The following is a 16,564-nucleotide window of genomic DNA, read 5'->3' on the forward strand; positions in this document are numbered from 1 at the left end:
CACTTTAGTTGCTCTGTTTCATAATAGCATTATTTTTCTAGATTACTAGTCTATATATTTTCTTTCAAAAGCAGGATTTCATAATCTGTTTCTTGTAGTCATGTTTTATGTCCAAAGTCATATATTGAACTTGTAACATCCTATAAGATATATGCTTAAGGAGGGATGAGAGCGTGAAATGTCCAGCATGTCATACAGAAAATGCAGTAGAAGCAAAGTTTTGCGGGAATTGTGGACATTCGTTAACCGAAGAAGTAGTAGCAAGTGGTGTCCAAGAAGAAAACCAGCAATCATCGCATGCAGAGCAAGCGAAGGAAACTCGTCCAAATGAAACGGTAGAGCAAGCGAAGCGGTTTACGAGTGGCTATTTTCGGTTTTTTAAACAGGCATTTCAAGCACCGACAGCGATTATGCAAAGTGGCAATGTCGAAGTGCGAAATGGAATTGTCAGTCTTGTTCTTATTTGTTTTTTAGGAGCATGTATTTTTTATAGAATGATGAGTGCTGGTGCAGCTGTTACGAGAACGCTAGTACCAGAAGTATATACTCCTACATTTTTTGGAGAATCTGTAACGGTATTTTTCTTTTTATTAATTTTAACTTTGTTTGTTGGATTCATTATTTTTATAAGTGGTAAGATGATGAAATCCTCTTTTTCGTTTCTTGAAGTATTCGGCATATGGGGAACGATAGCAACGCCGGTTATTGCTATATTAGTTCTTACTTTTCTTTTTAGTTTCTTATTAATCTTTTTCTCACCGATATTATTATCTTTAGCTACAACTTATATAGGGATTAGTATAATTGTAGCCATATTAAAATTAGATAACGGCGGATTAGATATTGTTTATACACTTCTTATTGCAAATGTTTTCATTGGAATCGCAACATTTATTGTACTTTGGTCTTACATTAGCACTGTAATTCAAGCCTTTACACAGGGATTAACTGGCTTCTAATGCAAAGGTGGTTGAACGGATGAATGTATGTACAAAGTGTGGAACGCAGTTTGTAGATGGTGTGCAATTTTGTCAAAACTGCGGTACAAAGAGAGAAATTCCAGTGGTGAAGAAGAAAATGGGGAGCGGTACAAAAATTGGCATTACACTTTTAGCACTATTTGTTATAGCGATTGTTGGATTGTATTTGTATGGATCATCGTATTATGCGCAGGTGGCACAAGTAGACCGGATGATTACGATTTTACAAGAGAGAGACGGAGAAAAATTAGCTGAGATTGTTACGACAGATGACCCATCGGTTATTGTAACGAGAGAGAGTTTCAAACCTCTATTTTCATATATAAAAGAAAATCCGTCTTACGTGAATGAATTGAAACAATATTTAAAGCAAGGTGAAAAGCAAGGGGACGGAATTGAAAGAGCGGATTTTTCTTTAACGAAAGACGGGACACATTACTTTATATTTGATCGGTATAAATTGAAGGCAAGGACGTATTATACGACTTTGCTTTCAAATGAAAAAGGTGCATCTTTAAAAATGAACGGAAAAGAAATCGATAAGACAGAAGACAAAAATTTTCAGAAGCAATATGGACCGTTTCTTCCAGGAGCTCAAGTGTTTCAAGTGGAATATAAAAATGACTATGTAAAACTATCACGCGAGGAAAAAGTTGTACTTATGAAACAAAGTCAAAATAATGTAACGATAGATTTAACGTTGCAAGGGCAATATATTACAGTTCAAACGAACGCGCCTGGTGCGACATTATATGTGAATCAAAAGCCAGTTACTGCATTGACCGGAGAAGAAATTACGTGGGGTCCCGTAGCAACTGATGGAAGTGCGACGATTTATTTAGAACGCAATGGAGAAAGCGGAAGGGAAACGACAAAAGTAGAAACGGTAACAGCACTTTCGGCTTATAACCTTCCATTCGAAAAGAAAAGCGTAGAAAAAACAGTCGTTTACAATGTTACTCCGCCACCTACGACTGGGTATGTATACAATGGTTTTATCTTCCCTGATAGTGATATTCGAAAATTAACGAATGCAGATTTAACGTATGTAACGAAAGAACGGTTGAAAATTGCTAGAAACGAAATATACGCAAGACATGGAAATATATTTCAAACGAAAGATATGCAAGCGTATTTTTCAAAACAGTCTTGGTACAGAGAAAATCCGTATTTTACAGGAAAGCTAACGGATATTGAAGCTTATAATGTTGAATTGATTAAATCAAGAGAATAGCGTTCGTGAAAAAGGTACAGTGTGTATTACTGTACCTTTTCTATGATTATTTAGCTGGACCAGGATCTCTTGAGAAAAAGATGTGAAAGAGAAATGTGACTTTACTTGCTTTTCCTGATGTACTAGCCTGTACGGCGGATAAAGAACTAGGTGATAAAGCTACTTCAGAATAGGGTGCTACGACTGTTTTGAGATTATGATCTGAATCTCCTGATGTAGTAACCGTTATTGTATCTGCAGATAAGTTAATAACTTTAATAGTACCACTTGGAAATATGGACTTACCAGCATGTGATGCTGAAGCGAAGCGAGTGCCTTTCCAAATATCTTGTGCGTAGGTATCGTTGTCAGATAACCAAGCACGAGCGCTGTATATGGTTGCGTTAATGGAAAATTCTTGGTCAAGTGGCGTGGCGGCTTTCGGTTCTTGCGGTTCATCTGGAGTTTGAGCGAGAAGGCCAGGGCACATGTATGTTTCACCTACTTTCAATAGTTACTGTTATAGCATATTAACCATGTTGGTTATAAGACACGACAGTTACCTATTCAGGCATAGGTTTGTGCACTAAATTTGTAGATGAAATATTATTTCTTTACAATGGGAATAGGTGTTATTTCTATAAAATATGGAAATTGTAAAGAGTAGGTAAAAAAGAAGGAGTGGTAAAGTGAACTATGTCATTATTGGCGGAGATGCAGCTGGGATGAGTGCAGCTATGCAAATTGTAAGAAACGATGAAACTGCAAACGTTGTGACGTTAGAAAAAGGTGAAATCTATTCATACGCTCAGTGCGGATTACCGTATGTTATTAGTGGTGCTATTGCTTCGACGGAAAAATTAATTGCGCGTAACGTGAAGACGTTTCGTGATAAGTACGGAATTGATGCGAAAGTGCGACATGAAGTAACGAAAGTAGATACGGAAAAGAAAATTGTGTACGCAAAGCATACGGAGACGAAAGATGTTTTTGAATTTACGTATGACCGTTTATTAATTGCGACGGGAGTGCGTCCTGTTAAGCCAGAATGGGAAGGACGAGAGTTACAAGGCATTCATCTTTTAAAAACAATTCCAGATGCTGAGCGTATATTAAAAACGTTAGAAACGAACAAAGTTGAAGACGTAACAATTATTGGCGGCGGTGCGATTGGACTGGAGATGGCAGAAACATTCGTTGAACTCGGTAAAAAAGTGAGGATGATTGAGCGAAATGATCATATCGGTACGATTTATGATGCAGATATGGCGGAATATATACATAAAGAAGCGGATAAACATCATATTGAAATTGTAACGAATGAAAATGTAAAAGCGTTTAGAGGAAAAGAGCGAGTACAGGAGATTGAAACGGATAAAGGTACGTATAAAGCAGATCTTGTTTTAGTATCTGTCGGAGTAAAGCCAAATACTGATTTTCTTGAAGGAACCAATATACGTACAAATTATAAAGGGGCAATTGAAGTAAATGCATATATGCAAACGAATGTGCAAGACGTATATGCTGCTGGTGATTGCGCGACACATTATCACGTTATAAAAGAAATTCATGATCATATTCCAATTGGAACGACTGCCAATAAACAAGGACGACTTGCTGGACTCAATATGGTTGATAAACGAAGATCATTTAAAGGTACGTTAGGTACAGGCATTATTAAATTTATGGATTTGACACTCGCGAGAACAGGCTTAAATGAAAAAGAAGCGAAAGGGCTCAATATCCCGTATAAAACAGTTAAAGTAGATTCAACAAATATGGCGGGCTATTATCCAAATGCGAAACCACTTTACTTAAAATTGCTATATCGCTCCGATACGAAGCAATTGTTGGGTGGACAAGTAATTGGGGAAGAAGGTGTAGATAAGCGTATTGATGTGATTGCAATGGCGCTTTTCAATAAAATGAGCATTCACGATTTAGAAGACGTCGACTTAAGTTACGCACCACCATATAACAGCGTTTGGGATCCAATTCAGCAAGCAGCAAGGAGAGCGGAGTAGCACTTTTAAAGTGCTACTTTTTTTTGTAAAGGGAAGTAATCTTTTTTATTGAATAATAAAGAGGGGGATTTATAAAAATGGTTGTAGCACTTCAAAGAGTTCAAGAATCAGAAAAAGAAATATTACGTAATTTGTACGCATTATATCTTCATGACCTTTCCAAATTCACCACTAATATAACGATTGGAGTAAATGGTTTTTTTGGAATATGAAGATTTACACTTGTTTTGGAAAAATGACGGAATCACTCCATATTTTATAAAAATTGATAATAGTATTGTAGGATTTTTATTATTATTAGAACGTCCATTTTTGAAGAAAGAAAACGATTTTTGTATGAATGACATTTTCATATTGAATCAATATAGGGGAAAAGGAATCGGTAAACAAGTTATTGAAAATTTACTAGAAGAGAAACGAGGACAGTATTTCGTTATCGAACTTCTAAAAAATGTACCGGCAGTTTCGTTTTGGAAGAAAGTATATAGAGAGTTAAACATTGAATTTGATGAACGAAAACAAATGATTGATGAAGAATGCCTCGTTCAAACGTTTAAAATATAATGAAATAAGTGTTCCTCGTATATTACTTTGAAATTTAGCTTTATCCCGCTATTTGTGGGAGTCGGGTTGCTCGTAAACGCCCGATTGGTGAGGGCTGATAATCAGTGGGGGATGAACAGCCCTCCTACTGATTAAAGTTTCACTTTATTTTGAATATAAGGTTCACCCTTGAAAACAAAGTACGTATCGCTTATATTGTCATATAGTATTTGTTTTTTAACAAAGCAATGAACGAACCAGGGGGCGCAGTATGGCAATTAACATGAAAACAATCGAGGAATGGATTGCGGAATCAAACGCAAGACAGGAAGAAGATTTTGGACACGTTGTTGAAGAGATGAAAGAAGTATGTGTCGGACTTGATAATGCGACATTAATTTATACGAAAAATGTATTTTGCTTCGGTAAGAAAGTAGAAGTATTGTTCTTCTTCCAAGACCATGTTGTTATCGGTGAAGAGAAAGAGGAATATATTGAAGTTGAAAAATTAAAGTATAGTGATATTACAAATAGTAACTTAAAAACAAATGATAGAAATACAACGTTAGAGTTACAGTTTTCTAATGGGAAATCTATCAATTTAGATAGTTTAAATGATAACTATGGTACGAAAAATTGGTTATTTGCAAGACAAATTAAGAGTATCTTTAAAGTAATCTAGTAAAAAAGCAGACCCTTAAGGGTCTGCTTTTTTACTTATTTCCGATTACACAAATACAACCTCTTTCTTCATAACATTTCACACTTTTAAATCCCGTCTTATAAAAAAGGTTTATTAATTCTTCCGTCGTTTTAAATTTCTTCATATGATATTGAATTTTGAAAGTTTCAGCCACTAATAAAAAGGATCCGTTCGGTTGTAAGACGCGAAGCACTTCTTTTATATCGTGTTCAACATCGGGCCAAAAATAATGAGTTTGAAAGGCGGTAATGAGATCGAAGAAGTTCGTATTGTAAGGAATAGAGGAGACGTTAGCTTGATGAATGATTACTTTCCCTGTTTTTACATCTTTCATATTTGCTTTTTTTGAGTTTTCAACAGCTTGATCGGAGTAATCAATCCCGTATATTTTCCCAAATGTAGTTCTTTTTGAAAGAGTGTGTATTGTTTTGCCTCCGCCACAGCCGATATCTAATATAACTGCCTCTGTCTTTATATGCACTTTTTGCAATGCCCACTTTGTTAATTTCGTATGTGCAGCGTTCATAATACAAAGCATGGAAGAACCAATTGTTCCACGAGGATTTTTTGCTTGCTGAATTAATTGTTGTAAAATGCTCAAATCAGACTCTCCTTTTATGTAAGAATATATACTTATTTCGCTTTTTATAAATTAAGTCCTTTAAAAAAGCACGCCGGTGGACGGCGTGCTTTTAATTATGCAAAGACCCTTTTAACCAATTCCGCGCTCGATACGCCCCAACAGGAATTTGAATAAGTGATGTTTCATTTCCACCATCAATCCCGTACAATTGATCACAAGAATTTGTATCAAAACTTAGTAACGGATGACCACCCATCCCCATAGCGGTCGCAGCGAAAACGAGTTTATGAACGAGTATACCAGCTTCCATTTGGTGAATGCGATATCCTCTATAGCCTAATGCACGTGTGTAGTAATCCTTCTTTCCAACTACATGTAAGCAAAGTGGTACTTGAAAAAGGTTTACGTTATCCATCGTCATACTAGACTGAAGGGGGTAACGAAGGTCTCCATACCGAATTGGGTGTATGGAATGTGTTTTACTGTTATAAGCATAAGCCCCGTTTTCAATAGTTTTTACGTTATAAAAACATCCATACAAGGAGACGCGTGCATTTTCATTTATATACTTGCCATCAAGGTCGTTGTAATAGGGGAAGGAGAGACTCGCTTCTTGTAGTAAAGTAGCGAGCTCAGCTGCATCCCATTTCGTTAAAGTAAAGTCATCGTTAGGGGAGTACCGCTCTTTACAAAGCTGTAAGAAATCATACGATAAACGCTCTACTTTCGGTAGCTGTACAGTGTGCGCATGATGTTGATAGTACTCTTCATGAGCTAGTGTTTGGAAGTGTTTTGTCGATTCAATCATAGATGCTTCATTTATTTTTGTTATCATCGGATATCCTTCCACATGTTTGGAACGAACGAAATGCTCATGTGCTAAAGGTGGAATTTGCTGCAATAAGTCATGAGAAGTAACGGTTTTATTTTTACGATAATCATCGTGGAACCAATCTATATTCGGTTCTGTACTTAAAGGAATAACAGCATACACACTTTCTTCTCCTTCGGTCAGTCCGAGTAAATGATTGATTGCACGGTCTAGAAATTGAAAGTATATGCCATTTGTGTAACCGAATTGTTTCGCACATTCGAGTAATTGACCGATGAGAACGCCGCTATCTAATCCTTGCAGACGATACGAAAAGTTATTGTATTTAAAAAAGTTTTTCCAAAACATAGTGGATACAAATGCAGCACCAAAGCAAGAATGTATGTTACAGCGATTGCCGAGTGCGTCTGTAAGATAAGAATCGAAATTTCCTTCGCGAAGTAAGATAAGTCGGTGATGCGCAGCGTCATAGTGGTAAATCCCGTCTGGATAATGATCCAATTTTAAATATATATACAATTCATTCGGATATAAAGCACCACCTGAAGGGATAGACCTCCGGAATAAATTTCTTTCGCTATTGAGCTGACATAATTGGGTTATACCAAATGAATACAAAAGGTAAGGACCAATCTCATCCAAAGTAGGTGTAGTAGAAGAGTACGGCAAAGATATTGGGATTTCTGAAGAGAGAGGGATGACAGGTACATTTCGATATAACTTATAAGGAAGCGGTGCGTCTTCCCAGTCCACCTCATGATTCGGCATAATTTCATCAATAGTGAAATGGAGATGATGTAAAAAAGTATCTAGCTGCATGAAATCCCCCCTTTACTATGGAAATGGATGAGGATGTGGATTTAATTGTTCGTTTGTTAAAGGCTCAGCCCTATATCCAAGTGTCATCGGTACAGTGTACACTCTATCCAGTCCGGTAACACGAGTGAGATGGTGACCGAACGTCATCGGTAGCATGCCTGGGATCATGACTTTTACACAATGTAATCCGTTCTGCTCTATAAGGGGGACGGTTTGATCTACAACGATTACTTCGAGCCCAGATTGATGCAAACGATTTAAAAGTTGATGAAGATCAGATGTCAAATCCATATCAAACGATTGTAATGCATTCATTTCTTGGAACGATTGCACCGGAGCATCGTCACGTAAAAGGAAATGAAGACGTTCTTCCGTTTCTTTTAATCCGTACAGCATACTATGGTCTTCCATTTTATTAACGAGATAAGGATCTTGTAAGCATTTTTCGTAGTACTCTCTTTTTTGCTCGAGCTCATCATCTGCTATTAGTAACATGCCTGCTATTTCGTGAATTGCACTTTTTATAGCTCGAATAGGATCTAAATGAGAGCCCCCTGCACAAACAACGTTCATTCCATTTGCACGCGTATTTTTCGCAATTACCCATAAACTCGGGATGCCATGTTCCATCGTCGCGTTAAAAACGTGTAATTCATACCCGGTAATCGTGCGTAACCGCTGAATCATTAATTGTAATTCCGTATCGTTTGCTGAGCTAAGATCAAGGCGGGGAAGAGGTAATTCAGCATACCAAGTGAGCAAGAAGGCATCACGCTCTACAATTTCTAAAATGCCGTGAAAAATTGCTTCTTCTAAACTACCACCAATTGCACAACCATTGGATGTTTCATACACGAAAGCATCCCGATGACCGAGGCTATAATAAGCGATTGATTCTGGAACTAAAAGTGGCTTGTTTTGTGATAAAGAATAGCCCCATACCCAGTTTTGTTCATAGTCAGGATCAAACGGCTTAAACGGAAAACTATCACGATTATAATGTTCATTTGTATGTACACCGAGTGTGAGGGGATTCAGTGCATGATCCTCTAAATCATGAAAACTACCATGCACATTTGTCTTTTTTCCTCGAGGTGACATACCACAATATCGTTCTAAACCTTCTAAAATAGCAGTTGCTTCACTCAGTGCAAATGAATGGGTTCGACCTGCAACACCTTCATTCCCAAACATTAACGGCATGTTTATAATGACGTCAGCGAATGGTAATAAAGAATGCTGCATTTTTCCATTCAACATACCAACCCGGTAATCTAAATAGTCTCTCGTTAAAAATGTATTTAGTTCATGAATAGAACGACAGCGATACGTTTCAGCACTTGTTTTTAAGCTCGGTTGTAAAGAAATCTGTGCCGCATCCGCAGTATCAGCAGGTAAATTACTACATATAGGACAGAGAGGATCTGGAAGAAAAGAATGCCGCGTACATTGCAGTGTTTGTAAGTTTAGTAAAATGAGTTCATTTTCTAAAGAAGAATGTCCGTGAGCTAATATTTTCTCCGTTTCAGCATGAATGAGCTGGCACATTTGCAGAATGCCATTTTGGGTGGCGCGTACATCACGCCTCGTTACGTGCTCTGATTTCAATGCATATTTCCGCTGTAATTCCCACATTTCTTGTTGATCAAATCCGGCGATAAAGCGTCGTCCATCGGCACAATGGGTGCATCCCGTTGCAAGAGGATGAATATAAGGTCCGATAACACCTTCACCAAATGAAGTAAACGCACGTAGCCACGGAATATGATTGGAACGAAAAACAAGCTCAGCATCATGATGAATAGTAGAAGGAGAGCCGTCATGTAATACGAGAGCGAGGTTGATATTTTCAGGGAGTTCGTCTGTAATTGTATGTTGGCGAATGATGGAATATTGTTTGCGTAATTGATCATGTACATAGTCTGCAAGTAGGCCATCTCCTATAAGCAATATATGTTGAGTCATAAACCGTCCTCCTTTGCAATTAATACCCCGTACACACCATCTAAATTTTCTTTCAAAAATGATTCAATCGCTAAATCAAACACGAATGGATAAAAATTATGTTCTCCTAAATGCTGCAAGGCAAGCTGTAAAGATTGCACATCTGGAATTTCTTCGTCCGCTTGTATTTCTATTCGAAAAGAATCAGTGTCATATAAAATAATAGATGATTCAGGCAAAACAGTAGCTCTGTATGGAGTTTCTTCATTTTGAATGTGAAGAAGAGATAGTTGTAGTGCGTTACGTAACGCTAACGTCATATTAATACTGGATGCGCCATACCATCTATCATTTACACCGACCCAAACGACTGGAAAACTAAGAATCTCTTCACTCATTGCTATTTTAGGTGCTTCATGAATTGTAGAGAGAGCATCGTAATAAAACTTACAATGTGTATCATGAATTCCAGCTAGGTCGATCGTTGTAATTTCTTCTAGCATATGTGATTGCCGCTCATATAGTTTATTGTTTAAATGTTGTTGTAGTGCCCGGTATACACCTTCTGTCATCGTTTCCCCAGCACCAATACCGATATCGTTATGTTCAGGAATAAGGCGATGAATGATTTCAGCTACATATGTTTCAATTCCTGTTAAACCAGCTTCACGGCGAGCTTCATTATGAGTCAAACCAGCGCAAGTCATAAGAGGCAGGAGGGAAGCGGGACCATCGGATAGTGGTGTAGCTACTTGAATATTACATTGTGATAACGGTAGTTGATATGAATTTTGTTCATCCCACACATGGAATATACCAGCTTCTTTAGAAGTTAATGAGTCGAAAAAACGGAACAATTCAGTTGAAGTATGTTGGTTGGACCGCTGCGCAAGTTTTTCGGTAAGATTTTCTATTGTATCAATTGTAAAACTTTCATCAGTTGCGAGAGGATGTTTTATAAAAGGATGCCATGTCCCTTCGAGTGTTTCACAGTTTAATAAAAAGAATTGTGGCTCTTTTTCTCGATATGAATCATCAGCGACGTGTTTAAATAATTCAAAAATAATTATATTTGCTAACATTGCGCCAGTAATTGGTGAAAAAGGAGCTGATGCATTTTCATTTTGCAAAGTAGTTTCATGTAGCCGATGCCAAGCTGATTCCCAGCATTCTTCACGATCAGCTGTTACGACAGGACCAGCCAAACCGAATGTTGATAAACAAATGGCGGGTATGAAGTTCTTTCCTACTTCCTTGCAAATCGTGTGAACTGTTCTTAAGCCTTCAATGTCTCCATTTTGAGAAACGTATAAAATCCAGTCAAAGGGTTCGAACACTTCATGCAGGGGGCGGTCAATTGTAGTATCTATTTCTTGAACAAGTACATTGTCATCAACTTCATATGCACGTTCTACTAGTTCATGAATTCGGTCGTAATTTGTTTCCATATAATCTGTGACAAGGTAATGAAATGTAGGTAATCCGGATTCTAGTAAAGAAGAAACTAAGGAAGTAAGCATATCCCCAGAACCAAGTATAAGGACATTTGCTGCGCGGTACGTCTGGAATTTTAAAGCACCTGAATGAGAATCAGCTTCTAGAAATTCAATTTGCGAAGCATACCTATCGAGTAATGCACTATTTAATTCATGAGGTGCATCTTGACTTACATCACGAACAAAACCATTTTCATATAAAATCTCTCCAATTTCAAATACACGATGTTGATAGGGGAGAGGAAGACCATCGGTTATTTCTGCTAAAGAATGATCACCATTAAACATAGGCATTAATTTTTCAATCCAGTTATAAATTCCATCACCGTCCATGCGGAATGAACTGGCGTTATTTCGAAAATAGACACCCCCGTTTGAGTCGGGAAGGAAGAAAGTATCCTTATTTGCTTTAAGCTTTGCATGAGCTGGAAGGTTATTCATTTTAATCCTCCTTACGTTTTAAGCATACATTATTAGCTTATGTCATGAAATTTGTCCCGTATGAACGCAATAAAAAAAGGCTGTAGAATGATTTATTCTACAGCCTCTAATAGACTATTAGTCTATCAACCTTCTAATAATAATGATTTTGGATCTTCAAGCATATCTTTAACAGCAACAAGGAAGCTAACTGCTTCTTTACCATCAACAATACGGTGATCGTAAGATAGTGCAAGGTACATCATCGGACGATTTTCCATACGTTCTGCATCAATTGCAACGGGTCTTACTTGGATTTTGTGCATTCCTAAAATACCTACTTGTGGGCTGTTTAGGATTGGTGTTGACATTAGAGAACCGAATACACCACCGTTTGTAATTGTAAATGTACCACCTTGTAGCTCTTTTAATGAAAGTTTATTATCACGTGCTTTCATACCTAAATTACGAATTTCGCTTTCGATTTCAGCGAAGTTTAATTGGTTAGCATCGCGTACAACTGGAACAACTAATCCATCTGGAGCTGCTACTGCAATACCGATATCATAGAATTTTTTAATGATAAGCTCGTCGCCTTGAATTTCAGCATTTAATAATGGGAATTGTTTTAATGCTGCAACAACTGCTTTTGTGAAGAATGACATAAAGCCAAGACGTACATCATGTTTTTTCTCGAAAGCATCTTTACGCTCTTTACGTAATTCCATGATTGCACCCATATCAACTTCGTTAAATGTTGTTAACATTGCAGATGTTTGTTGTACTTCTACAAGACGTTTTGCAATTGTTTGACGGCGGCGGGACATTTTCACGCGCTCAACTGGTTTTTCAAATTCCGTTTTTGTAACTGGAGCAGGAGCTGGACTTTTTGGAGCAGCTGGTGCTTCTTTTGGTGCTGCAGCATGAGCTTGTACATCATGTGGTCTCACACGTCCAAGTGGATCTGTGCTACGTACGTCGTTTAAGTCGATTCCTAATTCACGAGCCATTTTTCTAGCAGCTGGTGATGCGATAGGACGGTTCGTATTTGGTAAACCTTGTAGAGCCGTAGCTTGTTCAGCAGTTGGAGCAGCAGCTTTCGGTGCTTCAGCTGTTTCTTGTTTTGGTTGCTCAGCCACTGGTGCAGGTGTACTTACTGCCACTGGTGCGCCATTTGCATCTAAAATTGCGATAGTTGCGCCAACTTCAACTGTATCCCCAGGCTCGCCTAGTAACTTTGATACAATACCTGAATCTTCTGCAATGATTTCTACATTGACTTTATCAGTTTCAAGCTCAACAACGCTGCCACCTTTCTCAACTTTGTCACCTACGTTGATAAGCCATTGTGAAATAGTTCCTTCTGTAATAGATTCTGCAAGCTCAGGTACTTTAATTTCGATCATTTTAAATGTCCTCCCCTTATTTGCCTAACGGTGTGTTTTGTCTTCTTTAATCTTCGGTAATCTCCATTTGTTAGCTCGACTTGGGTAGAATATCTGCCCAAGTCGAGCCGGGAAAAATTCATTGTTACTTTTAGTTGCTATAAACTTCAATTTCTTGTTTATCTTGACGGAAGTTATACTTCACATCTAAAGCGTGCGCCACAATTAGTTCTTGCTCAGCTTTGTGAGCGAACGGATCGCCACCAGATGGGCTAGAACGATCTGGGCGTCCAATGTAACCTGTTTTCACTGTATCTCCAGCTAGTTCGAACAGAATTGGAGCCATGTAATGCCATGCACCCATATTACGAGGTTCTTCTTGAACCCAAATAATTTCTTCTAAGTTTTTAAAGCGTTTCATAATAGATTGAACTTTTTCAGCAGGGAATGGATACAACTGTTCAATGCGAACGACATGAACTTCATCTAAGTTGTATTCATGTTTACCAGACTCGATTTCCGCTGCTAAGTCAATCGCCATTTTACCTGTACTTAAAACAAGACGTTTAACTTTATTTGGTTTCATGCCAAGGTTTTCTTGTTCTAAAGCAGGTTGGAAACGTCCTTCGCTTAACTGACTAGCAGTTGAAAGCGTAAGTGGGTGACGTAATAAACTCTTCGGCGTCATAAGTACTAAAGGTCGAACAGCTTCTGTTCCTAAAATAGATGCTTGACGACGCAAGATATGGAAGTACTGTGCTGCGCTCGTTAAGTTTGCAACTGTCCAGTTGTTTTCAGCAGCTAACTGTAAGAAACGCTCTGGACGTGCACTAGAATGCTCTGGTCCTTGACCTTCATAACCGTGTGGTAATAGAAGAACTAAACCAGATTTTTGACCCCATTTTGCTCTTCCAGCTGAAACGTACTGATCAAATAATGCTTGCGCAGTATTTGAGAAATCACCATATTGCGCTTCCCACATAACAAGAGTTTCTGGAGCAAATACGTTATAACCATACTCGTAACCAACAACAGCAGCTTCTGATAACGGACTGTTATGAACAGAGAATGAAGCGTTAATGTTTGGTAAGCGATGTAATGGTGAATATGTTTCATTTGTATCAGTATCGTGTAATACGATGTGACGATGCGCGAATGTACCACGCTGTGAATCTTGACCAGTTAAACGAATTGGTGTACCTTCTTGTAAAATAGAAGCGAATGCTAATGACTCAGCAAGTGCCCATTCAATTTTACCGTTCTCTTCAAGAGCATCTTTACGGCGTTCAAGAATTTTCTTCACCTTCGGATATACGTTAAAGCCTTCTGGCCAAGATAATAGACCTTCATTCATTGCACGAAGTGAGTCAAGTTCAACACCAGTATCAATTGGCTGAATGCCTTTTGCAACAACATCTGGTACTTTAACGTGAATTGTTGCATCGCCCGTATCAGCTGGTGGTACTTGTGCATAATCAGATTTTAATTGTTCTTGTATAAATTGAGTAATTGTTTCAACCTCATCTGCATTTAGAACACCAGCAGCTTGTAATTGATCTGCATAAATTGCTCTTACAGTTGGGTGATTTTTAATTTTTTTGTACACTTGTGGTTGCGTAACTGCTGGGTCATCCATTTCGTTATGACCGTAGCGACGGTAACCAATTAAATCGATTAAGAAGTCTTTTTTGAACAACGTACGATATTGAATCGCCAGGTTAGCAGCAGCAAGGCAAGCTTCTGGATCATCAGCGTTCACGTGAACAATCGGAATATCAAAACCTTTTGCAAGGTCGCTTGAATATTTCGTAGAACGAGAATCATAGCTATCAGTCGTAAAACCAACTGCATTGTTTGCGATAACATGAATTGTTCCGCCCGTTTGATACGCGTTCAATCTGCTTAAGTTTAGTGTCTCAGATACAATACCTTGACCAGGGAATGCAGCGTCACCATGAACTAAAACTACGAATGATTTAGAAGTATCTTGTTCTGGAAGACCAGACTTTTTACGATTTTCTTGAGCCGCACGTGCGAAACCTTCCACAACAGGATTAACGAACTCAAGGTGACTCGGGTTATTTGCTAATGTAACGCGAGTGCTAACTTCTTCATTGCCAACGACTTGTTCTCTACCTAAATGGTATTTCACGTCGCCAGTCCAGCCAGCATTTGCCACTGCGCCTTCTATTTTTGCATGTTTGAATTCAGCAAACATGTGAGTATATGGTTTTTCTAATACGTGAGCAAGTACGCTTAGACGACCGCGGTGAGCCATACCAATCATGACATCTTCAACGTCGCCTTTAGCACCTTCTAGCACAATTTCATCTAGAACTGGTACAAGCATATCAACGCCCTCGATAGAGAAACGCTTTTGCCCAACGAATGTTTTATGCAAGAATTGCTCGAAACCTTCAACAGCTGTTAAACGTTTTAAAAGAGCAGTTCGTTTTTTATTTGATAATGGTTGACGCAATGAATTTGATTCCACCATTTGATGCAACCACGCGCGTTCTTCACTATCTTGTATATGTGAGAATTCATAAGCTAAAGATTTTGTATAAACGTCTTTTAATCTATGAATTACATCAAGTGCAGTGTGAATACCCTCTGGTGCATCTTGCCATACTGTTTTAGCTGGAATCGCTTTCAAGTCAGTATCGCTCAATTCGTTCATTGCTTTCTCAAGAAGAGATTGTCCGTTTGCAGCATCTTCCATCGGGTTGATGTGAGCCAACGTATGCCCGAAAGAACGAATCTGTTCAACAAGTTGAACGACTTTAAGAATTTTTTCAATGTTACCTGTGTTTTGAGGAGAAAAATGTGTTGCTGTGTTGTCCCCTGTTACGACATCATCTTGAAACGAAGGAGCTCCAAAAATTTCAAAAAGCTCTTGTAATTCCGGATCAACAGAACCTGCTCCAGTTACGTAAAGATCATACTGTTCAATAACATAACCAAGGTTCGGACCATGGAACTTGGCCCAAGGGTTTGTCGTTGTATTCTTCCTCGTCATTTGTTTAAACCTCCCAATGCATATAATCCTTTTCCTATACAAAAGGTGCATTTTGCTCTTTTTCAATAATTGATGAACTAATAATTAATGTAAATGTTGTCTTTACTCTTATGTTATTACAATAATTTACATAATACCAAACACTATTACTTATCTGTTTTGTAAAAAAACATTCACAATAACTTATCACCCAAGTTAATCTTTCATGTTATAAAGTAATTTTACAGAAAAATGGAGTGGATATATTTGGTATACCTACACTAACAACTATAATTGTTGCATTTACATATAGGTATAATAGTTAGAATGTTTCGATAAAATAAAGTTCGAATTATGTATATTGAAATAATAAGCGCTTTCATTGATATTATACAACAATATAACGGAATATAGTATAAAAAATAAAAAATTATGAATTTAGAGTAAACTTTATTTCGGTAGTGTTAAATATTGAAAGGAAAACGAAGGATTTCTACAAAAAAAGTGGCTAAACATAAAAAATGCTTCATAAACCGTTAGTTTCTATTAATATGCCGAAAAATACCGTAAAACAAATAACGCATTTCATCTAATAAAGCGGCAAATGAAATATTTTAAAAGGAT

General features: G+C 37.8%; 11 protein-coding genes and 1 pseudogene. 5 read left to right on the forward strand and 7 right to left on the reverse strand.

Translation table 11 applies throughout. The annotated features are described in order from the left end of the window. Nucleotides 1-173: 173 nt before the first annotated feature. Both ACS2MN_RS07535 and ACS2MN_RS07540 read left to right on the forward strand, forming a co-directional pair. The gene (locus ACS2MN_RS07535; RefSeq protein WP_088055455.1) at nucleotides 174-959 is read left to right on the forward strand and encodes a zinc ribbon domain-containing protein; all 786 of its coding nucleotides are present in this window, start codon (nucleotides 174-176) and stop codon (nucleotides 957-959) included. A 19-nt stretch (nucleotides 960-978) separates the two neighbouring features. Next, nucleotides 979-2,214: a TcaA 3rd/4th domain-containing protein gene (locus tag ACS2MN_RS07540; protein ID WP_098805156.1), complete on the forward strand. Its 1,236-nt coding sequence runs from the start codon at nucleotides 979-981 to the stop codon at nucleotides 2,212-2,214. A gap of 46 nt (nucleotides 2,215-2,260) precedes the next feature. On the opposite strand, the gene ACS2MN_RS07545 is transcribed toward ACS2MN_RS07540, so the two are convergent. Then, complete coding sequence (locus tag ACS2MN_RS07545) at nucleotides 2,261-2,683, reverse strand: hypothetical protein (RefSeq protein WP_000336278.1); 423 nt, start codon at nucleotides 2,681-2,683, stop codon at nucleotides 2,261-2,263. 199 nt (nucleotides 2,684-2,882) lie between these two features. On the opposite strand from ACS2MN_RS07545, the gene ACS2MN_RS07550 reads away from it, so the two are divergent. The 3 genes and pseudogenes from ACS2MN_RS07550 to ACS2MN_RS07560 all read left to right on the forward strand — a co-directional run bounded on the left by ACS2MN_RS07550 (nucleotide 2,883) and on the right by ACS2MN_RS07560 (nucleotide 5,442). Further along, the gene (locus ACS2MN_RS07550; RefSeq protein WP_087949160.1) at nucleotides 2,883-4,217 is read left to right on the forward strand and encodes an FAD-dependent oxidoreductase; all 1,335 of its coding nucleotides are present in this window, start codon (nucleotides 2,883-2,885) and stop codon (nucleotides 4,215-4,217) included. Nucleotides 4,218-4,294: 77 nt separating this feature from the next. Then, nucleotides 4,295-4,781: pseudogene (locus ACS2MN_RS07555) on the forward strand (GNAT family N-acetyltransferase). A gap of 250 nt (nucleotides 4,782-5,031) precedes the next feature. After that, on the forward strand, nucleotides 5,032-5,442 hold the full coding sequence (locus ACS2MN_RS07560) for a DUF3908 family protein (protein ID WP_000996794.1): 411 nt from the start codon (nucleotides 5,032-5,034) through the stop codon (nucleotides 5,440-5,442). A gap of 31 nt (nucleotides 5,443-5,473) precedes the next feature. Here ACS2MN_RS07560 and ACS2MN_RS07565 read toward each other — a convergent pair whose 3' ends face one another. From ACS2MN_RS07565 to odhA, 6 genes are all read right to left on the reverse strand, one after another. Next, complete coding sequence (locus ACS2MN_RS07565; RefSeq protein WP_000025730.1) at nucleotides 5,474-6,064, reverse strand: class I SAM-dependent methyltransferase; 591 nt, start codon at nucleotides 6,062-6,064, stop codon at nucleotides 5,474-5,476. 91 nt (nucleotides 6,065-6,155) lie between these two features. After that, a complete protein-coding gene (locus tag ACS2MN_RS07570; protein ID WP_088055452.1) occupies nucleotides 6,156-7,697 on the reverse strand; it encodes a SagB family peptide dehydrogenase in 1,542 nt (513 codons plus the stop codon). A gap of 15 nt (nucleotides 7,698-7,712) precedes the next feature. Continuing rightward, the gene (locus ACS2MN_RS07575) at nucleotides 7,713-9,662 is read right to left on the reverse strand and encodes a TOMM precursor leader peptide-binding protein (protein ID WP_000191875.1); all 1,950 of its coding nucleotides are present in this window, start codon (nucleotides 9,660-9,662) and stop codon (nucleotides 7,713-7,715) included. Beyond that, the gene (locus ACS2MN_RS07580) at nucleotides 9,659-11,578 is read right to left on the reverse strand and encodes a putative thiazole-containing bacteriocin maturation protein (RefSeq protein WP_346994097.1); all 1,920 of its coding nucleotides are present in this window, start codon (nucleotides 11,576-11,578) and stop codon (nucleotides 9,659-9,661) included. The genes ACS2MN_RS07575 and ACS2MN_RS07580 overlap by 4 nt, the downstream gene beginning before the upstream one ends. Nucleotides 11,579-11,703: 125 nt before the next feature. Next, nucleotides 11,704-12,963, reverse strand: coding sequence for a 2-oxoglutarate dehydrogenase complex dihydrolipoyllysine-residue succinyltransferase (odhB, locus tag ACS2MN_RS07585; RefSeq protein WP_346994098.1), 1,260 nt, complete (start codon nucleotides 12,961-12,963; stop codon nucleotides 11,704-11,706). A gap of 130 nt (nucleotides 12,964-13,093) precedes the next feature. After that, entirely contained in the window at nucleotides 13,094-15,961 is a 2,868-nt protein-coding gene (gene odhA, locus ACS2MN_RS07590) for a 2-oxoglutarate dehydrogenase E1 component (protein WP_346994099.1), read from the reverse strand. Nucleotides 15,962-16,564 lie beyond the last annotated feature (603 nt).

This window comes from Bacillus cereus group sp. BceL062 (assembly GCF_051780025.1).
Lineage (GTDB): Bacteria > Bacillota > Bacilli > Bacillales > Bacillaceae_G > Bacillus_A > Bacillus_A toyonensis.